21 protein-coding genes and 1 pseudogene are annotated in these 22,033 nt (G+C 70.8%); 13 read left to right on the forward strand and 9 right to left on the reverse strand.

Annotated elements, in window-relative coordinates:
- The first annotated feature begins 39 nt into the window (after positions 1-39).
- From ACGFWE_RS31440 to ACGFWE_RS31450, 3 genes are all read left to right on the forward strand, one after another.
- On the forward strand, positions 40-984 hold the full coding sequence (locus tag ACGFWE_RS31440) for an ROK family protein (RefSeq protein WP_393603294.1): 945 nt from the start codon (positions 40-42) through the stop codon (positions 982-984).
- Positions 984-2,192, forward strand: coding sequence for an N-acetylglucosamine-6-phosphate deacetylase (gene nagA / locus ACGFWE_RS31445; protein WP_393603296.1), 1,209 nt, complete (start codon positions 984-986; stop codon positions 2,190-2,192). Before ACGFWE_RS31440 ends, nagA begins: the two co-directional genes overlap by 1 nt.
- 85 nt (positions 2,193-2,277) lie before the next feature.
- Entirely contained in the window at positions 2,278-3,207 is a 930-nt protein-coding gene (locus ACGFWE_RS31450; protein ID WP_352388829.1) for a 1-phosphofructokinase family hexose kinase, read from the forward strand.
- A 3-nt stretch (positions 3,208-3,210) separates the two neighbouring features.
- On the opposite strand, the gene ACGFWE_RS31455 is transcribed toward ACGFWE_RS31450, so the two are convergent.
- Positions 3,211-4,161, reverse strand: a complete 951-nt coding sequence (locus ACGFWE_RS31455) for a CBM35 domain-containing protein (RefSeq protein WP_393603298.1) — start codon at positions 4,159-4,161, stop codon at positions 3,211-3,213.
- A 120-nt stretch (positions 4,162-4,281) separates the two neighbouring features.
- A complete protein-coding gene (cdgB, locus tag ACGFWE_RS31460) occupies positions 4,282-5,940 on the reverse strand; it encodes a diguanylate cyclase CdgB (RefSeq protein ID WP_393603300.1) in 1,659 nt (552 codons plus the stop codon).
- 367 nt (positions 5,941-6,307) lie between these two features.
- On the opposite strand from cdgB, the gene ACGFWE_RS31465 reads away from it, so the two are divergent.
- Both ACGFWE_RS31465 and ACGFWE_RS31470 read left to right on the forward strand, forming a co-directional pair.
- Positions 6,308-6,853: a flavin reductase family protein gene (locus ACGFWE_RS31465; RefSeq protein ID WP_393603480.1), complete on the forward strand. Its 546-nt coding sequence runs from the start codon at positions 6,308-6,310 to the stop codon at positions 6,851-6,853.
- 43 nt (positions 6,854-6,896) lie between these two features.
- Positions 6,897-7,373: a GNAT family N-acetyltransferase gene (locus tag ACGFWE_RS31470; RefSeq protein WP_352388833.1), complete on the forward strand. Its 477-nt coding sequence runs from the start codon at positions 6,897-6,899 to the stop codon at positions 7,371-7,373.
- Positions 7,374-7,443: 70 nt separating this feature from the next.
- Here the strand turns inward: ACGFWE_RS31470 and arfB are convergent, their stop codons facing one another.
- Positions 7,444-7,872, reverse strand: coding sequence for an alternative ribosome rescue aminoacyl-tRNA hydrolase ArfB (gene arfB / locus ACGFWE_RS31475; protein WP_352388834.1), 429 nt, complete (start codon positions 7,870-7,872; stop codon positions 7,444-7,446).
- 178 nt (positions 7,873-8,050) lie between these two features.
- On the opposite strand from arfB, the gene ACGFWE_RS31480 reads away from it, so the two are divergent.
- Positions 8,051-8,626, forward strand: coding sequence for a TerD family protein (locus ACGFWE_RS31480; protein ID WP_352388835.1), 576 nt, complete (start codon positions 8,051-8,053; stop codon positions 8,624-8,626).
- Positions 8,627-8,697: 71 nt separating this feature from the next.
- Here the strand turns inward: ACGFWE_RS31480 and ACGFWE_RS31485 are convergent, their stop codons facing one another.
- Positions 8,698-8,901: a DUF397 domain-containing protein gene (locus ACGFWE_RS31485; protein WP_352388836.1), complete on the reverse strand. Its 204-nt coding sequence runs from the start codon at positions 8,899-8,901 to the stop codon at positions 8,698-8,700.
- Positions 8,898-9,752 (reverse strand): helix-turn-helix domain-containing protein, encoded by an 855-nt coding sequence (locus ACGFWE_RS31490; protein ID WP_393603303.1) that lies wholly within the window; start codon positions 9,750-9,752, stop codon positions 8,898-8,900. The genes ACGFWE_RS31485 and ACGFWE_RS31490 overlap by 4 nt, the downstream gene beginning before the upstream one ends.
- Positions 9,753-9,907: 155 nt before the next feature.
- Between ACGFWE_RS31490 and ACGFWE_RS31495 the strand changes: the two genes are divergently transcribed.
- The 5 genes and pseudogenes from ACGFWE_RS31495 to ACGFWE_RS31515 all read left to right on the forward strand — a co-directional run bounded on the left by ACGFWE_RS31495 (position 9,908) and on the right by ACGFWE_RS31515 (position 13,217).
- A complete protein-coding gene (locus ACGFWE_RS31495; protein ID WP_393603305.1) occupies positions 9,908-10,354 on the forward strand; it encodes an ATP-binding protein in 447 nt (148 codons plus the stop codon).
- A gap of 216 nt (positions 10,355-10,570) precedes the next feature.
- Positions 10,571-11,422, forward strand: coding sequence for a helix-turn-helix domain-containing protein (locus tag ACGFWE_RS31500; RefSeq protein ID WP_393603307.1), 852 nt, complete (start codon positions 10,571-10,573; stop codon positions 11,420-11,422).
- Between the two features lie 67 nt (positions 11,423-11,489).
- Entirely contained in the window at positions 11,490-11,837 is a 348-nt protein-coding gene (locus tag ACGFWE_RS31505; RefSeq protein WP_352388840.1) for a hypothetical protein, read from the forward strand.
- A 255-nt stretch (positions 11,838-12,092) separates the two neighbouring features.
- A pseudogene (locus tag ACGFWE_RS31510) lies at positions 12,093-12,569 on the forward strand (Uma2 family endonuclease); the annotation flags it as partial.
- A 39-nt stretch (positions 12,570-12,608) separates the two neighbouring features.
- Entirely contained in the window at positions 12,609-13,217 is a 609-nt protein-coding gene (locus tag ACGFWE_RS31515) for a hypothetical protein (RefSeq protein ID WP_393603309.1), read from the forward strand.
- Between the two features lie 25 nt (positions 13,218-13,242).
- Here the strand turns inward: ACGFWE_RS31515 and ACGFWE_RS31520 are convergent, their stop codons facing one another.
- A complete protein-coding gene (locus ACGFWE_RS31520) occupies positions 13,243-14,667 on the reverse strand; it encodes a M1 family metallopeptidase (protein WP_393603311.1) in 1,425 nt (474 codons plus the stop codon).
- A 39-nt stretch (positions 14,668-14,706) separates the two neighbouring features.
- Between ACGFWE_RS31520 and ACGFWE_RS31525 the strand changes: the two genes are divergently transcribed.
- A complete protein-coding gene (locus ACGFWE_RS31525; RefSeq protein ID WP_393603482.1) occupies positions 14,707-15,207 on the forward strand; it encodes a hypothetical protein in 501 nt (166 codons plus the stop codon).
- Positions 15,208-15,235: 28 nt separating this feature from the next.
- Here the strand turns inward: ACGFWE_RS31525 and ACGFWE_RS31530 are convergent, their stop codons facing one another.
- The gene (locus ACGFWE_RS31530; protein WP_352388845.1) at positions 15,236-15,913 is read right to left on the reverse strand and encodes a pentapeptide repeat-containing protein; all 678 of its coding nucleotides are present in this window, start codon (positions 15,911-15,913) and stop codon (positions 15,236-15,238) included.
- A gap of 145 nt (positions 15,914-16,058) precedes the next feature.
- Here ACGFWE_RS31530 and ACGFWE_RS31535 point away from each other — a divergent pair, with 145 nt between their 5' ends.
- Positions 16,059-17,219, forward strand: coding sequence for an NAD(P)-binding protein (locus ACGFWE_RS31535; protein WP_393603313.1), 1,161 nt, complete (start codon positions 16,059-16,061; stop codon positions 17,217-17,219).
- A 79-nt stretch (positions 17,220-17,298) separates the two neighbouring features.
- Here ACGFWE_RS31535 and ACGFWE_RS31540 read toward each other — a convergent pair whose 3' ends face one another.
- Positions 17,299-20,529 (reverse strand): Tat pathway signal protein, encoded by a 3,231-nt coding sequence (locus tag ACGFWE_RS31540; RefSeq protein ID WP_393603315.1) that lies wholly within the window; start codon positions 20,527-20,529, stop codon positions 17,299-17,301.
- A gap of 98 nt (positions 20,530-20,627) precedes the next feature.
- Positions 20,628-22,025 (reverse strand): NAD(P)/FAD-dependent oxidoreductase, encoded by a 1,398-nt coding sequence (locus ACGFWE_RS31545; RefSeq protein ID WP_393603317.1) that lies wholly within the window; start codon positions 22,023-22,025, stop codon positions 20,628-20,630.
- Positions 22,026-22,033 lie beyond the last annotated feature (8 nt).

Consider the following 22,033-nt stretch of genomic DNA (forward strand, 5'->3'; position numbering starts at 1 on the left):
ACTAGACCTCTCGCGGGTTCACGGGCCACACTGTCCCCCGTGAGACATGTCATCGCCCTCGACGTGGGCGGCACCGGGATGAAGGCGGCCTTGGTCGGCGCGGGCGGCGAGCTCCTGCACCGGGCCCGCCGGGCGACCGGCCGCGAGCGCGGACCGGACGCGGTCGTCGACGGCATCCTCGACTTCGCCGCCGAGCTGCGCGCGTACGGCACCGAGCACCTCGGTGCCCCCGCGGCCGCGGCCGGCGTCGCCGTCCCCGGCATCGTCGACGAGGACCTCGGCGTCGCGTCCTACTCCGCCAACCTGGGCTGGCGGGACGTCCCCCTGCGCGAACTGCTCGCCGACCGCCTCGGCGGCGTCCCGGTAGCCCTCGGCCACGACGTCCGCACCGGCGGCCTCGCCGAGGGCCGCATCGGAGCCGGCCAAGGTACGGACCGCTTCCTCTTCGTCGCCCTGGGCACCGGCATCGCGGGCGCGATCGGCATCGCGGGGCGGGTGGAGGCGGGCGCGCACGGCTTCGCGGGCGAGATCGGCCACGTCGTCGTACGCCCGGACGGCGCCGCCTGCCCGTGCGGCCAACGGGGCTGCCTGGAGCGGTACGCCTCCGCGGCGGCCGTCAGCGAGGCCTGGGCCTCGGTCACCGGGAACCCGGAGGCGGACGCGGCGGACTGCGCGAAGGCGGTGGAGGCGGAGGACCCCAGGGCTCGGGAGGTCTGGCAGCACGCCGTGGACGCCCTCGCCGACGGCCTGGTCACCGCCCTCACCCTCCTGGACCCACGCATCCTGATCATCGGTGGCGGCCTGGCGGAGGCGGGGGAAACCTTGTTCACACCGCTGAGGGAGGCGGTCCGAAGCCGGGTCACCTTCCAAAAGCTCCCGACGATCGTCCCCGCGGCCCTGGGTGACACAGCGGGCTGCCTCGGCGCCGGCCTCCTGGCCTGGGATCTCCTAGACACTACGAACGGTTCGGAGGCAACTCGCTGATGGCAACCCCCTCAGGGGCGCGGGGAACTGCGCGACCAGCCACAACGAACCCGCACCCCGCAACGGGCAAGGTCCCCCTCGTCCTGTCCGGCGCAACGGTTGTCCTCCCCACAGGAACCGTCAAAAACGGCCGAGTGATCGTCGACGGGTCCCGAATCATCGGCACCGCCCCGGAGAACGCCCACGTCATAGACGTAACCAACCACTGGCTCGTCCCCGGCTTCGTCGACCTCCACAACCACGGCGGCGGCGGAGCCTCCTTCTCCGGCCCGGCCGAGGACGTGCAGAAAGCCATCCGCGTCCACCGCGACCACGGCACGACCACCCTCGTCGCCTCCACCGTCACCGACGACATGGACTTCCTGGTCGGGCAGGCCGGTCTGCTGTCGGAACTGGCCGAGCAGGGGGACATCGCCGGGATCCACTTCGAGGGCCCCTTCATCTCGCCGTGCCGCAAGGGCGCGCACTCGGAGGCGCTGCTGCGCTACCCGGACCCGGCCGAGGTCCGCAAGCTGATCGACGCGGCACGCGGGCAGGCCCGCATGGTCACGCTGGCCACCGAACTCCCCGGCGGTCTCGACTCCGTACGGCTGCTCACCGAGCACGGCGTGATCGCGGCGGTCGGCCACACCGACGCGACGTACGAGCAGACCGTCGAGGCCATCGACGCCGGGGCCACGGTCGCCACCCACCTCTTCAACGCGATGCCGCAGATCGGGCACCGGGCGCCGGGCCCGATCACCGCCCTCCTGGAGGACGAGCGCGTCACCGTCGAGCTCATCAACGACGGCACGCATCTGCACCCCGCCGCCCTCCGGCTCGCGTTCCATCACGCGGCGGTGCACCGGGTCGCCTTCATCACCGACGCGATGGACGCGGCCGGCATCGGCGACGGCCGCTATCTGCTCGGCCCCCTGGAGGTGGAGGTCAGTGAGGGAGTCGCCCGGCTGGTGGAGGGCGGTTCGATCGCGGGCTCGACGCTCACCCTGGACCGCGCCTTCAAGCGGGCGGTGACGATCGACCGGCTGCCCGTCGAGGACGTGGTCGCGGCGATCTCCGCCAACCCGGCCCGGCTGCTGGGGATGGCCGACCGCATCGGCTCCCTGGAGCCCGGCAAGGACGCCGACCTGGTCCTCCTCGACCATCATTTCGACCTCAAGGGCGTCATGCGCCGGGGAGAATGGGTGGTCGATCCCCAACTGGGCTGATCTGTCCCGCTGTTGGGGCCGGGACGGTCCTGGGAGACTGGACGGGCACATTCTGTCGTCGGGGGACACGTGGGAGGTCGGCCAGGTGATCCTCACGGTCACGCTGAACACCGCTCTCGACATCACCTATCGCGTACGGTCACTGCGGCCGCACACCAGCCACCGGGTCACCGAGGTCGTCGAACGCCCCGGCGGCAAGGGCCTGAACGTGGCCCGGGTGCTGGCCGCGCTCGGCCACGAGGTGACGGTCACCGGCTTCACGGGCGGCGCCACGGGCCGCACGGTCCAGGACCGGCTCACCGCCGTACCGGGTCTGGTGGACGCGCTGGTCCCGGTCGGCGGCCCGACCCGGCGCACGATCGCCGTCGTGGACGAACGGTCCGGCGACACCACCCAGCTCAACGAACCGGGTCCGACGGTGACGCCCGAGGAGTGGTCGGCCTTCCAGGAGGCGTACGAGGATCTCGTCCCGTCCGTCTCGGCGGTGGCCCTGTGCGGGAGCCTGCCGCCGGGGGTGCCGGTGGGGGCGTACGCGGGTCTGATCCGCACGGCGAAGGCGGCCGGGGTGCCGGTCCTCCTCGACACCAGCGGGGAGGCGCTGCGCCGCGGGGTCGCCGCCCGCCCGGACATCCTCAAGCCGAACGCCGCCGAACTGTCCGAACTGACCGGCTCCCACGAGCCGCTGCGCGCGACACAGGACGCCCGGCGGCGGGGCGCCCTCGCCGTCGTCGCCTCCCTGGGCAAGGAGGGCCTCCTGGCGGCCACACCCGAGGGCCGCTGGCGAGCCGCTCTCCCGGCCCCGGTCCGCGGCAACCCCACGGGCGCCGGCGACTCGGCGGTGGCGGCCCTGCTGTCGGGCCTGGTCGAGCAGCTCCCCTGGCCGGACCGCCTGCTCCGCGCCGTCGCGGTGTCCGCGGCGACGGTGCTGGCCCCGGTGGCGGGCGAGTTCGACCGAGCGGCCTACGAGGAGCTGCTGGGCCGGGTCACGGTCACCGGCGAGGTCAGCGCGGCGTGAGCCCTACTGGTCGACGTTCTCCGTCACCCTGAACTGGTCGAGCAGGGCGTTGCACTGGTTGCCCTGCTGGCACGAGAGCTGGATCGTGTTGGTGCCCTTGGTCAGCGAGACCTGGGCCCAGGTCTCCTGCCATCCGTTCGCGGGGAGCCCGCCGAAGTTCTTCATGTTCAGCGGCCGGGAGGCCGGCTTGCCGTTGACCGTCATCGTCCCGTTGGCATCCTCGGCGGGGAGGGCGTAGCGGACGTAGACCCGGTAGGTGCCGGCCTTCTTGATGCCGTTGACGGTCCAGGTGACCGAGGCGCCGACCTGGTTGAAGTCCTGTACGTAGACGCCGCCGTCGGACTTGGCGCCCTTCACGTCGGACGCGGCGCGGGTGCCGCCCTCCAGCCGCATCGTCTTCGCGTCGGCCTTCGGAAGCTCCACCTCCGCTGCCGCCGAGGTCGACGCGCTCGGCTGCGAGGACTGCGACGTGGTCGGCGTCGTCGCCGCCTGGTTGCCCTTGTCGTCGTTCTGGTCGTCGCCGCCCGCCATCGCGATGCCGATGCCGATGACCACCGCGGCGACCACCGCGATCGCGCCGATCAGCAGACCCTTGGTGTTGGGGCCACCGCTCCGGCCGCCGCCGCCGTGGCCCGGCATGGGCTGCTGGGAGGTGGGCGCCGAGCCCGGGAAGGTCTCGGGGGCCGCGTAGTGGGCGCTGGGCTGGCCGTAGCTGCCCTGGGCCTGCTGCTGCGGGACCTGGCCGTACGCCGCCGTCGGCGCGGTCGGCGCCTGCTGCTGCTGCCCGTACTGGCGCTGGCCGACCGAGCGCGACCGGTTGACGGAGTTCGGGTAGCCGTAGCCGTAGCCGCCCCCGGACGGCGGCTGGGCCCCGTTGGCCTGGCCGTCGGCGTAGAGGTAGCCGAACGGGTCGTCGTCCTCGGGCGTGCTCGCGCCGTTGTTGCCGGACGTCATCCCTTGGTACTCCTCAGCAGGTGCGATCGGATGCGATACGTGGAGTCAGAATGGCGAGCCTACCCGCTCCCGCTGGCCCAAACGGGTGACTCGGATCGCACCAGCCCGCTGACCTGGGACTCAGCCCGCGCGTCTGTGTTGTTTGGGACGAGATCGTTTCTCGACGTACATCCGCTCGTCAGCCGACTTCAGCACTTCGTCCGCGGTCATGCCGCAGTGCGCCCAGCCGATACCGAAGCTGGCACCGACCCGCACGGCCCGTCCCTCGGCCCGGATGGGCTGGATGATCTCGTTGCGCAGGCGTACCGCGAGGTCCGCCGCGTCGGCCTTGCCGAGCCCGTCGGCGAGGATCACGAACTCGTCGCCGCCGAGCCGCGCCACGGTGTCGCCGTCACGGACGCACTGGGACAGCCGCCGGGCGACCTCGATGAGCACCGCGTCACCCGCGTTGTGCCCGAACCGGTCGTTGATCGACTTGAAGCCGTCGAGGTCGCAGAAGAGCACCGCGAGCCCCTTGGTGCCGTCGTCGCGCTCCCCCTCGGGGGCGACGGTGTGCACATGGTGGTCGAAGGCGGCGAACGCCTCGGTGCCGCCCTGCCGGAAGTCGAAGCCGTGCCCGTTGGCGTCGAAGGCCGGGTGCCCGAAGGCCGCGTCTATGGACTCCAGGGCGGCGCCGGTGTGGGTGGAGCGCTGACAGAGCCGGGAGGACAGCCGCGAGCGCAGCTCGGCGGAGTTCGGCAGGCCGGTCAGGGAGTCGTGGGAGGCGCGGTGGGCGAGCTGGAGCTCGCGGCGCTTGCGGTCCTCGATGTCCTCGACGTGGGTGAGCAGGAAGCGCGGCCCGTCGGCGGCGTCGGCGACGACGGAGTTGCGCAGGGACACCCAGACGTACGTGCCGTCCCGGCGCGCGAGGCGCAGCTCGGCCCGGCCGCCCTCCGCCGAGGTGCGCAACAGGGTGCCTATGTCCTCGGGGTGGACGAGGTCGGAGAAGGAGTAGCGGCGCATCGCGGAGGCGGGGCGGCCCAGGAGACGGCACAGGGCGTCGTTGGTGCGCAGGATCCGGCCGTGCTGGTCGCCGCCCATCTCGGCGATGGCCATGCCGGAGGGGGCGTACTCGAAGGCCTGCCGAAAGCTCTCTTCACTGGCCCGGAGGGCCTGCTGCTCCCTTTCGAGCCTGACCAGCGCGCGCTGCATGTTCGCACGTAGACGCGCGTTGCTGATCGCGATGGCGGCCTGGAACGTGTACATCTGGAGCGCCTCGCGGCCCCACGCGCCCGGCCTGCGGCCGTTGCGCGGGCGGTCCACGGAGAGCACGCCGATCAGCTCGCCGCACTGGCCGCCCTGCACGCCCGGCGTGTACATCGGCGCGAACAGCCGGTCGGAGGGGTGCCACTCGTCCTCGAAGCGGGGCGCGGGCCCGTCGGTGTACCACTGCGGGACGTCGTCGTCGTCGAGGACCCAGCCCTCGGTGTGCGGGATGAAGACCAGGTCGCCCCAGGTCTCCCCCATGTTCAGCCGGCGGTCCCAGGACTCGCGCGAGCCCACCCGGCCGGTGATCAGCGCCTCGGCGGCCTGGTTCCCGGAGAACGCGGCGACCACGAGGTCACCGTCGGGGCGCACGAGATTGACGCACGCCAGTTCGTAGCCGAGTGCGGTGACCACGCCGTTCGCGACGGTCTGCAACGTGTCGGCCAGGCTGCGGGCCGTGTTCATGTCGGCCATGACCTCGTGCAGCTGTCGCAGGGACGCAAGACGGACGTACGGCTCCGACTCGCTCTCCATTGCTCGCCCTCCCCCCGAGACCTCGCAGCGAATCAAGGGTTCTCTTCGGCGTATCTTCCGTGCCGTTTCGTTGGTGCGCTTCGTCGGTACTTCCCCGCCACTGAATCACAGCGCGCTGCCCACTCGGTACACAGGGTCAACAATTAACGCGCCTTGTGACCCAAGTCACAGCGAAAGATGAACAATTGAGTGGGGTTTCTGCGTTTTTCCTGTGCGTTTACTGAACGTAAAGTTTGGTCGTTTGTGAACGCCGTCACGTCTCCGCCGGTAGACCTAGGTCCGGCCTCGGACGAAGGCCCGATGCGGGCCGCCCCGACGTGACATTAGCGTTCCAGGCGTGCCGAACACTGCTGCCGCCACCGCTCCGATGATCCCTCCGCCCGCTTCCGGGCATGCTGTGGGGGTGAGCAACGACGAGTTCCGCGCCGCCATGTCCCGGCTGGCCGCGGGCGTGGTCCTGGTGACCGCGTTCGAGCCGCCGCTCGACGCGGAGGACCCCAAGGTCGAGGACGTCGGCATGACGGCCACGGCGTTCCTGTCGGTCTCCCTGGACCCGCCTCTGGTGCTGGTCAGCCTGCGTACCGGCTCCCGCATGGACGACCTGCTCGACGAGCAGCCGCTGTGGGCGGTGTCCGTCCTGTCCGAGAGCCAGCGGCACATCGCCGGCCGCTTCGCCATGAAGGGCCGCATCAGCGACCGCCTCCTGTTCGAGGACATTCCGTACGTCCGCGGCTCCGCGACCGGCGCCCTTCTGGTGCGCGGCGCCCTCGCCACCCTGGAGTGCCGCACCGAACAGCGCGTGGAGGCGGGCGACCACACCCTGGTGATCGGCCGCGTCCTGACCGCCGACGTACCGAGCGCGGAAGGTGGGCCGCTGACGTATTTCCGCGGCCGCTACCGGCAGTTGGGATGAATTTGCGTGGCGGCGCCCGGCCGGCCCGTCCTAAGGTCCCCGGATGACATTCGCACCCCGCCTCGAAGAGATCACACCCGGGAATTTCGAAACGGCTACCGGCATACGCGTCCGCCCCGAGCAGGAATTCGCGGTCTCCCCCGTGATGCAGTCCCTCGCCGAGGCCTACGTCCATCCCGCGGGCGTCGCCTGGCCCCGCCTGATCGTCGACGGTGACCGCACGGTCGGCTTCCTGATGGCCTTCCTCGACATCGACTGGAACACCGAGGGCGGCAAGGTCGTCCGCTCCGGCCTGTGGCGCCTGAACATCGCGGCGGACGCCCAGGGCAGGGGGTACGGCCGTTTCGCCGTGGAGTCCGTCGCCGCGGAGCTGCGCCGCCGGGGCACGAAGGAGTTGTACGTCACCTGGCACGAGGGCGCGGACGGCCCGGCGGAGTTCTATCTGAAGCTCGGCTTCCGCCGCACCGGGGAGCTGAGCGAGGACGAGACGGTGGGCGTCCTGGACCTCACGCAGGGCTGATCCGGTCGCGTACGAATGATCCGGTGGCCGTGCGAACGATCCGGTCGTGTACGAACGTGAACGCGAGGGGTCAGCCCCAGTCCCGGCCCTGTCGCCCCCGCTTGGTGTCCGAGCGCTGCTTCTTCTCCCGCAACCGGCGTTCGTTGATCCCGCGCGGGATGCGTGTCGCCCTGCGGGGCTTGGGCGGGGGCGCGGTGGCCTCGGCGAGCAGCGCCGCCAGCCGTACGGCCGCGGTCTCGCGGTTGCGCCACTGCGAGCGGTGCTCGGAGGAACGGACGATGACGACCCCGTCGACGAGCCGCCCGGCCAGCTTGGCCAGCGCACGCTGCTTCCACACGTCGGGCAGGGACTCGGTGCGGGCCAGGTCGAACCGCAGCTCCACCTGGGAGTCACTGGTGTTGACGTGCTGGCCACCGGGGCCGGAGGAGCGCGAGAAACGCCACATGAGCTCGGCCTCGGGAAGGGAGACGGAGCCGCGGATGACGTGGGGACCGGACATGGGGTCCATGTTCCCGGGTCTGTCCGGTCCACGTCACCCCAATATCGCCTGTCCGTCCCCCGGGTGAGCTTGGGTAAAGAAAGTAAAGAAGCGGGGAACCTTCGACACCGCTCGCGGCGTTCATAGAGGTAGCTGTAGCTTCGTGCCCGTTACTCAACGAAGGAAGGGACTCCCAACAATGGCTGTAAGCCTGTCCAAGGGTGGCAACGTCTCGCTCACCAAGGAGGCTCCGGGCCTGACCGCCGTCACCGTGGGCCTCGGCTGGGACGTCCGCACCACCACCGGCACGGACTTCGACCTCGACGCGTCCGCGATCGCGGTCAACCCCGAGGGCAAGGTCTACTCCGACGCCCACTTCGTCTTCTTCAACAACAAGCAGACGCCGGACCAGACCATCGTCCACACCGGTGACAACCGCACCGGCGAGGGCGCCGGTGACGACGAGGCGATCAACGTCAACCTGGCCGGCCTCCCGGCCGACGTCGACAAGATCGTCTTCCCGGTCTCGATCTACGACGCGGAGAACCGCTCGCAGAACTTCGGCCAGGTCCGCAACGCCTACATCCGCATCGTCAACCAGGCCGGCGGCGCCGAGATCGCCCGCTACGACCTCTCCGAGGACGCGGCCACGGAGACGGCGATGGTCTTCGGCGAGCTCTACCGCAACGGCGCCGAGTGGAAGTTCCGCGCGGTGGGCCAGGGCTACGCGTCCGGCCTGGTCGGCATCGCGCAGGACTTCGGCGTGAACGTCTGACACCCGCTGCACTGAGCTGAGCTGTGCTGGAGCCCCTGGTCTTGTCGGCCGGGGGCTCCCGGCGTTCTGTCCTACGCCTGCGAGACGAATGCGGTCCAGGTGGACGGGGTGAAGGCGAGGCGGGGGTCGGTGGGGGCGTTCTTGGAGTCGCGGACGTGGATCGTGCGGGGTGCCACAGCGATCTCGACGCAGGAGTTGCCGTCATTGCCGCTGCTGTAGCTGCTCTTGAACCACACCAGCTCGGAGACGTCCCCGGCAGCGGTCTTGCGGATCATGTTTCTCCCAGCAGTTGCTCGATGAGGGTCAGTGACTCCCCTGGTGAGAGAGCCTGCGCCCGGATGGTGCCATACCGCAGCTCAAGGATGCGCAGTTGTTTCGGGTCTGTTGTCGGCCGCCCGTTGAACGCGCCGTCGGAGCGTCCAACTGCCGTGCCGTCCGGGAACTTCAGCACCTCGATCGTTCCGTCCAGGCCGGAGTGCACCTCGGAGTTCAACGGCATCACCTGAAGCATGACGTTGTGCAGTCGCCCCAACTCCAGCAGATGTTCGAGCTGCCGTCGCCACACCATTGTGCCTCCGATGGGACGACGCAGGGCCGCCTCTTCCAGCACGAAGTGGATGGACGGGGCAGGGTCCCTTTCGAAGACCGACTGCCGGGCGACGCGAGCGGTCACCATGCGCTCCACGTCGTCCGGTGAGTAGGGCGGCTGGGCTGCCGAGATCACTGCCCTGGCATGATCCGGCGTTTGCAACAGACCGTTGACGCTATTGCACTCGTACACCCCGATCTCAACGGCCTGCGCCTCCAACTTCGCCAGCTCCCGAACCCTCTTCGGATACCGGACCTTCTTGACGTCCTCCCAAGTCGCGGCGATGAGCCCACCCGCCCTCAGAACCTCGTCGGCCCTGTCCAGATACTCCTGTCGAGGAATCCGCTTGCCACCCTCGACCTTGTAGACCAGGTCCTCCCCGTACCCCACCGCCTCCCCGAACTCGGCGGCCCGCATCCCCACCGCCTCGCGCCGCAACTTCAGTTGGCGACCCACCGTGGCGATCACCGCGACACCCCACTCGTCGTCGGGATCAACCTCCCACCCCGGCTCGACCGTCTCTCCGTCCACGCTCATCCCGCACCCCTCCGCCGTACGTCCGTACCCGCGACGCCCCTACCCCTGCGACCGCCCCCGACAGCCCGGACACGACCGGACAAGCTCCGGACAGTCACCGTACGTACCGGAGTCGTCACTGTTCACGGTAAGCACCCACGGCCACGCTGAGTGACGTGAATCAAGAAACCGCCGTCATCCGCAACTTCAGCCTCCTGCTGTCCCCCACCCCGCGTGGAGCCCGCCTGGCCCGGCTGCTGGCGGTCGAGCAACTGCGCGAGTGGGGACTGCCGTTGCACCCGGCGGAGCACATCGTGGCGGAGCTGGCGGTGAACGCGGCCACGCACGGACGGGTCCCGGGACGCGACTTCCGCCTGACCCTCTACGTCGTCGGCGACACCGTGCGCATCGAGGTCACAGACACCAGAGGCGACCGCCTCCCGCACATCGAACTCCCCGCGCCGGACGCCGAATCGGGCCGCGGACTGGTCCTCGTGAACGCACTGGCCGACCGATGGGGTGTTGCGCCGGGACCCCGCCCCCGCAAGACGGTGTGGGCGGAAATCGACCACTCACCGTCGTCCGGAAACCCGGGCTTCGGTGGCGTGGGCGGTCTTTCCTGAAGAACCTCTGGGAGAAAGGAACCCAACCAAGCCCCTCCCCTCCTCCCGCCCCGAAGCGCAGCTCACCCGCGCGAGTGAACATCACCAACTCAGCTGGATTTCGGCCCGGTTGCCTGCCCTACAGTCAGCGCAACACAACCGCAGACATACAACGGCCCTCGCTGGGACTGGCATCCCAATGCGAGGGCCTGACCACCAAGGAAGTACGGCTTCCCGATGGACACGCAAAACACTAGCGCGCCCCCGCGCGCCGAGTCCCGTACCGCGGGCAAAAACCACCCCCACGCGGGTGGTCTCCGCCACGACAACGCCCGCCACACCGAACGCTTCACGGTGATCGGCAACCACCTCGCCCAGCACCCCGACCTCTCGCTCGTCGCCAGAGGACTGGCCGTCTACATCCAGTCCCTCCCCGCCGAGGCCCGCGTCGACATCAAGACCCTCGCCGCCCGTTTCCCAGAGGGCCGGGACCGTATCGCCGCCGCCCTGCGGGACCTGGAAGCCCACGGCTACCTGCGCCGCACCCGCGAACGCGTCCCCGGCGGCCGTATCGTCACCCGCACGGTCTCCTGCAACCGGCCAGGTCACCGCGGCGGGACCGCCGAAGGTCACACCCCCGCGGCGCCGAAGAAACGGCAGCCGCCCGCCCGCAGGAAACTCCTCCCCGCCGTACCGAAACCCTGCTACCCCGCCCCCGCCCTCCTCCAGCAGGCCACCGACCTCCTCGCCGGCCTCCGCCGCCAGGACCCCCGCCTGCTCCTCTCGGCCACGGACACCGAACACCTGGCCCCCGGAGTCGCCGCCTGGCTGGAACGGGACCTGACCCCCACCGCCGTACGCGCCGCCCTGACCGCGCGCCTCCCCGCAGAGCCCCTGTACCGCCCGGCGGCCTTCCTGGCCCACCGCCTCACAGCCGAGCTGCCACCCCTGCCCCCGTACCGCCCTCCGGCCCCACCCCCGCCCATCCGGCACCCCTTCCAGACCTGCGACGGCTGCACCCGCGTCTTCCGCTCACCGACTCCAGGACTCTGCCGTGACTGCCGCACTCCCATCGCCACCACCGCCTGAGACCGCTCAGCCCCGTCCCCTTCGGCTCGCCTCGGTAGGCTGGGCTGGGCACTCTCTGGAGGACACCATGAGCACTCAGGCCGACCATGGGCACGAGCTGATCCCCCGTCCCGAGCTGACGCCGGATGCCCTGCGTGCAGCCCTCGCCGTGGTCGCTCCCGGTCGCCTTGACGAAATGCAGGCCATGAAGGACGAAGCCTTCGCCAAAGCCGTCGAGTGGCAGTCCCTCAGTCCGGTGCAGAGCTGGGTCCTGATCTGGGCCAGGGACATCGAGATCGCCCGGCGGCCGGATCTGCGCAACCGCTATACCCAGGCGGAGAACAACCTGGAACACGAGGATCCAGCCGTTGCGCAAGAGGCCCTCCGAGAGCTGAGCGCGGTCCTTGATGAGGCGCTGAGGGCAGTTCGCGAGTGAGCTGGAAATGGGAGTACGCCTTCGGGGCCGAAGAAACCGCCCGCTCCGCCCCGGCAGACTTCTTGGCCACTGTCTCGTCCCGGGCCGACGAACTCGTCAGGGCAGCTGAAGCCCTTCATCTCCACGGCCGAGCCCATAAGGGGTCGACCCGAAGGGCGGCGAAATCATCGTCTCCGGCGGCTGGTTCCGATACCAGGTCGTCGTCCGCAGCGAGCGTGTCTACATCGTTCAGATCACTTATCTCGGATTCTGACCATGAACGTGGCGATCCATGTCTACCGAGCCATGCGGGACGTCGTTCAGTCAATGGACGACGTCCTCCCCGGCCAGTTCGAGATCACCAGGGATGGGATCGTCCACGACATGATCTCGCCCAACAGCTCCCACGAGCTGACCAGGCTTGGGCTCCGGAAGCGGCTGGAGAAAATCATGCCGATGGAGATTGTCGCCCACACCGGAAGCCCTGACGTCGAGGACGAGTCCGCGGGCATCATGCGACGTCCCGACGTGATGGTGATCGCCTGGGCAGACATGGACGTCCCGGGTTCCTTCGAGCCCCGCACCCTCATCGCCGCCATCGAGGTCGTCTCCCGTTCCAACCCGGACAACGACTGGGTGGGCAAGGTCCGCGACTACCCACTGATCGGCATTCCCGTATACGCGATCTTCGACCCCCGCACCGGCACCGGAGCCGTCCTCACCGACATCCACGCCACCCCCGAAGGCCCCCGGGACTGAATCCGTACTCCGCGTGGCTGAGACGATGCCCCGGTGAACTCCTCCTCGTACGACCGCATCGGTCCTGGTCATGACCGGCCGCAGCTCTCGGAGCCCAGGCGGGCCGAGCCCGGTGAGTGGCCGATGTTCGAGGCCGCACTCGCCGTGGTCAATCGCGACGTGACGGCGACCCTGCCCGGTCAGGAGGCGCTGATACTGATGGTCGACCCGTCCTGGCAGCCGCTGCCTGCGAGCGGGATCGACAGGGGACAGGTCCATGTGGCGATGCCGGACGGCCGTTGGCAGGGCAATGCGGTGAACGTCTTCGACCTGGAGGAGGGCGACCCGCCGGAGCCGGACGCGATGACGGCCCTGACCCTGGTCGCGGAAGCGGCGCAGGAGACGATCACGGAGCTGCTCTGGCAGGTCTGGCCGGTCTGTCGGGAACACAAGATCGGGGTGCACGTTCGTCCCGCAGGGACCACTGACGACTGGTGCGGGGACGCGGCGGACCCGTCGGACCCGGTGGTGTGGTGGTGCCGGGGCAGCCGGGACGGCACAGGCCATGACGTCTGTCCGGTGGGCGAGTTGGCCGCCACGCTGCCGGGAAAGGAGCGTCGCGCACTGCGGCGCAGCGAGCGCAAACGAGACGGCGGCCGATAGCCGTACAGCGATCGCGCCCTGTCGGCTACGCGGAGCGCTCCGGCTTCCCGTCCCCGTACAGCCACTGCTCCCAGATCGGGCCGAAGTCCTTGTCGGGGGCGAGGTCTTCGACGTACGACGTGAAGTCCTCGGTGTCCGCGTTGCCGTGGCGGTGGGTGGTGGGCCAGTCGCGGAGGAGGGCGCGGAAGGCGGTGTCGCCGAGCTGTCGGCGGACCTGGTGGAGGACCATCGCGCCGCGCTGGTAGACGGGGCTGTCGGAGAGGTGCGCGGCGCCGGACGGCTTGCCGGGCGGGAAGGACCACAGGTCGACGTAGACGTCCTCGCCGTGCGTGTACAGCTCGTCGAAGGTCTTCTGGGCGCTGTCCCCGCCGTGGTCCTCGGCCCACAGCCACTCGGCGTAGGTCGCGAAGCCCTCGTTGAGCCACATGTCCCGCCAGGTCTTCGGGGTGACGGAGTCGCCGAACCACTGGTGGGCGAGTTCGTGGACGAGGGTCTCGGTGTCGGGGGCGCCGGGGAAGTAGGGGCGGTTCTGGGTCTCCAGGGCGTACTCGGCGTCCCCCTGGCGGTCGACGATCGCGCCGGTGGAGGAGAAGGGGTACGGGCCGAAGGTGTCCTCGGACCAGGAGATGACGGCCGGGATCTGCGCCAGCACCTTCCGGCTCGCGGCCGCCTGTGCCGGGTCGACCGCGGTGTAGACGGGCAGGCCGTCGGGGGTGGTGGTGCGGTGGATGTCGTAGTCGCCGATCGCGAGCGTGGCGAGGTAGCTCGCCATGGGTTCGGCCGTGTGCCAGTGGGACGTCGTACGGGCGCCGCTGGTCCTGCTCGCCGTCAACTCTCCGTTGGAGACTGCCTGGAGGCCCTCGGGCACGGTGACCGTGAGGTCGTAGGACGCCTTGTCGGAGGGGTGGTGGTTGCCCGGGAACCAGGCCGCCGAGCCGGTCGGTTCGCCGAGGGCCACCGCGCCGTCGTCGGTGGGCAGCCAGCCCTCCTCGGAGCCGTCCGGGTCGGTGACGGTCTTCGGGGTGCCGGAGTAGGTGACGGTCACGCGGAAGGCGCGGCCCTCGTCGAGGTCGTCGTGCGGGCGTACGGTCAGCTCCCGGCCGGTGCGGTTCCAGCGGGCCGGGTCGCCGCCGACGGTGACCTTCTCGACGTCCAGGCCGTCGAGGTCGAGGTTGAACGCGGAGAGGTCCTGGGTGGCGCGGGCGGTGAGGGTCGCGGTGCCGGAGAGCCTCGACGTGTCGGGGTCGTAGGCGAGGGCGAGGTCGTAGTGGGTGACGTCGTAGCCGCCGTTGCCGGCCTTCGGGAAGTAGGGGTCGCGGTCGCGCAGGCCGGAGCCGCCGGGGGTGCCGTGCACTCCGCCGTCGCACGCGGTCAGGGCGAGGACTCCCGCCAGGAGCAGGGCGGTGGGGACGAGCGGGGCACTGTGGACGAGCGGCACGGATCGGGGCACGCCGTGATCCTACGAGGGCCGCGTGACACCATCGCCTACGTGCTCGACATCGGCTACGCCCTCTCCAACCGCTTCCCGGACCCCCCGCAGACCGATTACCGCCGCGCGGACGTCCACGCGCTGCGGCACGACCTGTTCTGCGGCGACGTGTATCTCGCGGACACCAAGGAGGACCGGGAACTGTCCACAGCCTGGGGATGGGTGCCGGTGCTGGACTTCGCGTGGGCGCTGTGCGACATCGTGGAACGCCTCGACCGCGACCCGCGGGGCTCCCGCGCCTCCCGCCCCCAGCACGCCGAACTCGACTTCACCGAGTCCACCGACCGCATGCTCTTCGAGCGCCGCTTCGGGTGGGTGGACATCGAGGCCGACTGGATGCCGGTGGAGGAACCCCCGCTCACCTTCTCCCACGCGGTCCTGCGCCGCGAGGCCCGCGACTTCCTGCACGACCTGATCGCCGACCTGGTCGACCTGCACGAGGACCTGGGCGAGAACCCGGCGATCTGGACGCTCCAGGCACGGTTCCCGCGGGTGAAGTGAAGGGGGCTTCCCCTTCATCCCCTCCCCGTCACCCCTCCACCCGAATCCCCACCTCCGCCGCCAACACCGGTGCCAGGTCAAGGAGTTGGGACGGGCTGATCACCGCCCCCGCAAGGCGGTCGATGCCCCGGGCGATCTCCAGGGACGCGGCGCCGCGCAGGTCGACGTCCTTGAGGGTCGCCGCCGTGAGGTCCGCGCCCTTCAGAGCGCAGTCCACGAACTCCACGCGCTCCAGGCGGGCGCCGCCGAAGTCCGGTTCCACCAGGACGCAGCTCTCGAAGACGACGTCCTTCAGGACCGCCGTACGCAGGTTCAGATAGTCGATCTTGCCGCCCCGGATCACGACCCGCTCCAGCGCCGCCCCGTGCAACTGCACTCCGCCGAGGCGCGCGTCGATCAGCTCGACGTCACGCAGGGTCGACTCCGCGAGGTCGGTGCCCACGCCCCGTATGCCGGTGAGGACCGAGTCGAGGAAGCGGGCGTGGTGGAGCCGGGTCTCGTCCAGCGCGCAGCTTCTCAGCGCGCAGTCCATGAAGCGGGCCCCCGCCCCGTCCTGCCCCACGAAGTCCGCCTCCAGGAACTCCAGGCCGTCATAGTCTCCGTCCGGCTCCAGCTCCCCTCCCCCGTACGGCTCCAGCGGTGGCAGCCGCACCTCCGGCCGCCGCGCCCCCTTCACCCTGCTCGCACCCGCCGCTCGACTCACCATGCCCCCATCCTGCACCCCACCACTGACAATCCCCTGACCTGCGCGAACAGCCCCCATGTCACATTCGGGTGCCCTCAATCAGTCATACCGGCGAGGACGACCACGACAACAAAACGCGCACCCGAGCAGAGGGAGACCCCCAGACATGCACCGCATCACCGTCATCGGCGGCGGCCTCGCCGGACTGACCGCGGCGATCACCGCCGCCGAGGCGGGCGCCAAGGTCACCGTGTACGAGGCCCATCACACGCTCGGCGGCCGGGCCAGGACCGCCGAGGGGCCGTACCGCACGAACGACGGCCCGCACGCCCTCTACAACGGCGGCCCGCACTGGTCCTGGCTCCAGCAGCGCGACCTCGTCGGACCGCTCGCACCGCTCCCACCCCTGGAGGCGGCCCGGCTGCGACTGCGGCACAAGGGCACACTGCGCCGCACCCCTCCCTTCGCGATGCTCAAGCTCCTGCGCCGCAGCGCCCGACAGGCCCCGGTCGACGTGGACTTCATGTCCTGGGCCACCGGACAGGCCGGCGAGGAAGGCGCCCGCGCCGCCGCCCACTACTCCGCCGTCGCCCTCTTCCACCACGACCCCGGTGCCCTGTCCGCCGCGTTCGTGCAGGAACGGCTCCGACGTGCCACCAAGCTGCCGCCCGAGGCGCACTACCCGCTCGGCGGCTGGGCCGGCGTCGTCGACCGGATGGCCGCCCGCGCCTGGAACCTGGGCGTCCGGATGGAGACCCTGTCCCGCGTCGACACCCTCCCCACCGACACCCCGGTCGTCGTCGCCACGTCCCTCGACGCGGCCCGCCGCCTCCTCCGCGACGACTCCCTGACCTGGCCGAGCGGCCGTACGACACTGATCGACCTCGCCCTGCGCACCCGGCGCGGCGACGCCTTCGCCGTCTCCGACCTCGACTCCCCCGGTTGGATCGAACGGTTCACCGCCCAGGACCGCACCCTGGCACCCGCGGGCGAACAGCTCCTCCAGGGGCAGATCCCGATCGCCCCGCACGAGACCAAGGCCGAGGGGGTCGCACGCGCGGAGCAGTTGCTCGATCTCGCCTTCGACGGCTGGCGCGAGCGCGTCACCTGGCGGCGCGAGTCCGTCGCGAACGGCCGTACGGGAGCCGTCGACCTGCCCGGCACCAGCTGGCGGGACCGGCCCGCCGTCGACCGGGGCGACGGCGTCTATCTCGCGGGCGACCAGGTCGCGGCGCCCGGGGTGCTCTCGGAGGTCTCCTTCACCAGCGCGCTCACCGCCGTGTCGCTGGCACTCGGCCGGAACGCCCTTGACCTCAAGCACGCTTGAGATCGGAGGTGGGTGCCCTGCCTGTGGAGGGGGATTTTCGCGAAGGGACGGCCCGGAGGCCACCCCTTCGACGCTCACCTCACTTGACGACCTCCTTCGTCGGCTTGCTCACCGCCGACCCGTCCTTGTGCCCGGTGCGGTGCGCGACCACCTTCACGGTGATCTTCTTGCCCTTCTGGGCGGTCTTCAGCACCAGCGAGGACTTGGTGGCACCGCTGATCGCCGTGCCGTTCGCGTACCACTGGTACGCGTACGAGGTCGCCGCCGGACTCCACGTCCCGTTGGTCGTCTTCAGCGTCTTCCCCACCTTCGCGGTGCCGCTGATCACCGGCAGCTTGGTCGCCTTGGGCGCGTCGCCCTTGGCCACGGTCACCGCGCCCGAGGTCGCCGTACCGCTCTTCCAGCCGCTCTTGAGCGCGGTCACGGTCACGGTGAGCTTCTTGCCGACGACCGCGGCGGCGACGGCGTACGTCTTCGCCGTGGCCCCGCTGATCGCCCTGCCGTCCGCCTTCCACTGATACGTGTACGACGTCGGCGCCGCCGACCAACTGCCCGGCTCCGCCGTGACCTTGGCGCCGGTCTTGGCGGTCCCGGTGATCTTCGGCGCGGCCGTGCTGGTGAGCTGGGGCTCGGTGACGGTGAAGGTGCCGCGCGGGTGCTCGCAGCACGTGGTGAATACGCTGACGTTCCAGGTGCCCGCGGCCGCGCCCGTGAGGTCGAGGGTCGCGGTCAGTGTCCTGTTGTCCGCGGAGACCGAATCCGCCGTGGCGGTGAGGGTCTTGCCGCTCTGCGTGAGCCGTACCGTGGCGTTCGCCGGCAGCGCCGTGCCGGTCACCGTGAGGGTGACCTTGCCGCCGGCGACCCCGGTGGCGGGGCTCACCGAGGCGACGCTCACCTTGTCCGTACCGCAGAGCGTGAACGTGCAGGCCAGCCTGGCACGGTAGGAGGTGCTGGATGCCTTCTCGGGCAGACCCAGCAGGAACACCGACGGGGAGGGGCCGCTGGTCGAGCCGCTCACCGAGCACGTGCCTCCGGAGGTCGACAGCGAACAGCCGTTCTTCCAGGTGCTGTTGTACAGGGCCGGGACCGCGGTCGTGGCCGCTCCGGTGGTGTCCGTGACGTCCACGCCGAAGCTGTCGTATCCGGCCGTCGGCAGCACCGCGCACACCGCGCTGTGCTGCTCGTCCAGCGTGCCGGTGACGGGCCCGTAGCCGTACGCCACCGAGGGCACCCGGGTGCACTCCGGTGCCGGTCCGTCCGCCGTCGCGACGCGCAGGGCGTCCAGGTGGTACTCCGGGGCCGCCTTCAGCGTGACCGGGGTCTGCACGAGGACCTGGTGGGTGGTGGACCCGGTGACCGCGCAGGAGCGGTTGCGGAAGGAGCACTCGGAGCCGCCGTCGCCGCCGAACACCGCGAGGTTGGCGGTGCCCAGGGCGTCCCGCACGTCGAGGTGCAGGGCGTCGGCGGCCGCGTCGGTGGTGACCTGGTGGCAGGTGAGGGTGCCCGGCTCGCCGGCCGCGCCGGTCACGGACGGGCCGCCGACCTTCGTCGCGGCGGTCTTCACGCAGCCCGCCGAGGCAGCGCTCGCGGTGACGTCCCGCCGGGCCAGCGTGTAGGTGGCGGGCAGGTCGCGGCCGGTGACCAGCACGGTGTGGGCCCCGCCCGGGGTCAGCGCGCACACCACCCAGCCGTTGCTGGTGGCGGTGCGGTCGCAGACCTGCTTGCCGGTGGCGTCCAGCACGGAGAACTTCGCCGGCACGCCCCCGGAGGTGTTGACCAGCTGGAGTACCTCCGCGCCCGTGTGCGCGTCCGCCGGGATGCTCAGGCATTGCGAGAACACGCCGTCACCCGTGCCGAAGGCGGCCTTCGCGCCGTCGGCTCCGAAGCCTCCGGCGGGCAGGACCGGGCAGTCGTTCGCCCCGTCGACGCGGTGGAAGGCGATCGAGTAGGGGCCGGTGGAGTTGCCCGTACCGAGGGCGTCGGTGTGCACCAGCGCCCGGAAGGGAGCCGCGCCGGTCAGCACGCACGTGCCATCGGCCAGTTTCGTGGTGCCGCACTGGATGGTGCCGTTCGCGTCGACGACCTCCACCTCGGCGTCGACACCGTCGGCGCCGATCGGGGTGAGCGCGGCGATCGTGGCGCCCTGGGGGACGTCGAGCGCCAGGCAGTCGTACTCGCCCACGACGCTCAACTCGCCCCGGAACACGCCGGTCCCGGCCGCCACGCACCCGGCGCCGGAGGCACGGTCGAGGAGGAGCAGGTCGTCACCGGGGTCGACGCCGAGATGGATGATCGCGGTGTAGGTGCCCGCGGCCCGCAGCCTGCAGGGGTCGGTCTCCTCGCAGGCGATCTTCCCGGCCGCGTCGTACACGAGGGCGGCGCTCGCCGAGTAGTCGTCGACCTCGTGGACCACGTACGGTCCGGCCTTGCCGACGGTGAAGGTGAAGCAGGGGTTGTCCTGGTAGTCCAGGCCCTCCGGCGCTCCGAAGGGGCGCACGGACGCGGTCCGGCAGCCCTCGGGGTCGGTCAGCGAATGCACCCCGGCCGTGTACTCGGCGGGGAAGCCCTTCTCCGCGTACGTCACCTCGGAGATCACCCGGTAGGGGCCCTCACCGGGCAGCACACAGCTGAGGCTGCTCTCGTCGTCGGCGGTGACACGCGGGCAGATACGGGTGCCGGTCGCGTCGGTGATCCAGGAGACCATCTCGCCGTAGACCTTGGTGGCCCGGCTGAGCAGGACGCGCTCGCCCGGTGTGCCCTCGAAGGCCTGGCAGTCGATTTCCAGCCCGCTCACGGCGGTCCGGACGGGCAGAGGCGGGTACCAGGCGGTGCCGACGTCGTCGTAGCAGCCCTCGGTGGCCGAACCGAGCGGGACGACGGTGAACGTGGTGTCCGCCGGGCCCCACTGGCCGGTGTTGACGATCCTGAGGGTGTAGTCGCCGGGCGCGGGCAGGTCGCACCGGCCGCTCTCGGAGAACGTCTCGTCGTAGCAGTCGACCTCGGTGCCGTCCGCTGCGTACAGCGTCGCGGACGTGGGGCTGCTCCGGTCCTTGGACACCAGGTACCGGCCGGCCGTCGGCGCCGTCAGGGTGAAGCAGGTGCTCTCCCCCACCGGGACGGTCGTCCTGTTGACGGCGTCCCCGGGATCGCCGAAGGGCGCGAGCACGAGCGGTGCGCAGTCCGCGTCCTCGGCGGCGGCCGGACCCGCCCCGGTCAGGCTCAGCAGCGAGACGAACAGCGCGACGAGAGCGGCGAAGACGGCCGCCCGTCTCTGTCTTCCGACAGGCGGACAGGAGTCAACGTCAGGCAAAGGATCCCCCCTGGATCAGCAAACGTTGAGGCGATAGTGACACAGGGGTACGACAACGCCTTCACGAGTATCCACAGGGTGCAGAAAGCGTTATCCGATCAGTGCCGTCCGGCGATCCGGTCCGCCCACCGCGCCAGCCTCGACGACTCCGCGCGGTGGCCGGTGAGCTCCCGCCGGTCCGCCGTGCGGTAGGTGGCGTACATGCCCTGCACGCCGAGCCACCGCAGCGGTTCCGGCTCCCACCGGCGCACCTTGTGGCCGACCCACGGCAGTTCGGTGAGCTCGGTGCGGCCGCCCTGCCCGGAGTCCTGCTGGACCAGGTCGCGCAGGGTCCGGGCGGCCAGGTTGGCGGTGGCGACACCCGAGCCGACGTAACCGCCCGCCCACCCGATGCCCGTCGAACGGTCCAGGGTCACCGACGCGCACCAGTCGCGGGGCACGCCGAGCACCCCCGACCAGGCGTGCGCGATCCGCGTCCCGGCCAGCATCGGGAAGAACCCGACGAGGACCTCCCGCAGCGCCTCGACGGTCGCCGCCTGCGTCCGGCCGTCGTTGTCGGTGCGCGAACCGAAGCGGTACGGCACCCCGCGTCCGCCCAGCGCGATCCGCCCGTCGGCGGTGCGCTGCGCGTACATGTAGGCGTGCGCCATGTCGCCGAGTGTCTGGAGTCCCTCCCAGCCGATCGCCGCCCACTGCTCGTCGGTCAGCGGCTCGGTGGCGATCATCGAGGAGTTCATGGGCAGCCAGGTCCGCCTCTGGCCCTTCAGCGCGGCGGTGAAGCCCTCGGTGCAGCGCAGCACATAGGGCGCGCGGACGGTGCCGTACGGGGTGACCGCGTGCTTGGGCCGGATCTCCGTCACCGGCGTCTGCTCGTGGATCGTCACGCCCAGCGCCTCCACGGCCGCCGCGAGCCCCTTCACCAGCTTCACCGGATGCACCCGCGCCCCGTGCGGCGTCCACGACGATCCGACCGCGTCCGCGACCCGGATCCGCTCGGCCGTCTCCCGGGCGCCGTACAGCTCACGGTCCTTCTCGCCGTACGACAGCTCGTGCTCGTGGAAGGCCCGCAGCCGCGCCAACTGCGCGGGCGTACGGGCGACTTCGAGGACGCCGCCCTTGTGGAGCCCGGCGTCGAAGCCCTCTTCCCCGACCACCCGGACGACCTCGTCGACGGTGCCGTTCATGGCCTTCTGGAGGCGTACGGCGGCCTCGTGGCCGTGCAGCCTCGCGTACCGGTCGCGGCCCGCGATGCCGTTGTAGAGCCAGCCGCCGTTGCGCCCGGATGCGCCGTAACCGCAGAACTTCTGCTCCAGGACGGTGATCCGCAGAAAGGGCACGGCCTTCTTCAGGTAGTACGCCGTCCACAGTCCGGTGTACCCGCCGCCGACGATCACGACGTCCGCCGACGCGTCACCGCCGAGCGGCTCCCGCGCCTCGGGGAAGCCGTCGTCCGCGTACCAGAAGGAGATGCCGCCGTTCACGGCCCTGCTGCTCATGGCCTGGG

The organism is Streptomyces sp. NPDC048523 (genome assembly GCF_043199815.1).
GTDB lineage: Bacteria > Actinomycetota > Actinomycetes > Streptomycetales > Streptomycetaceae > Streptomyces.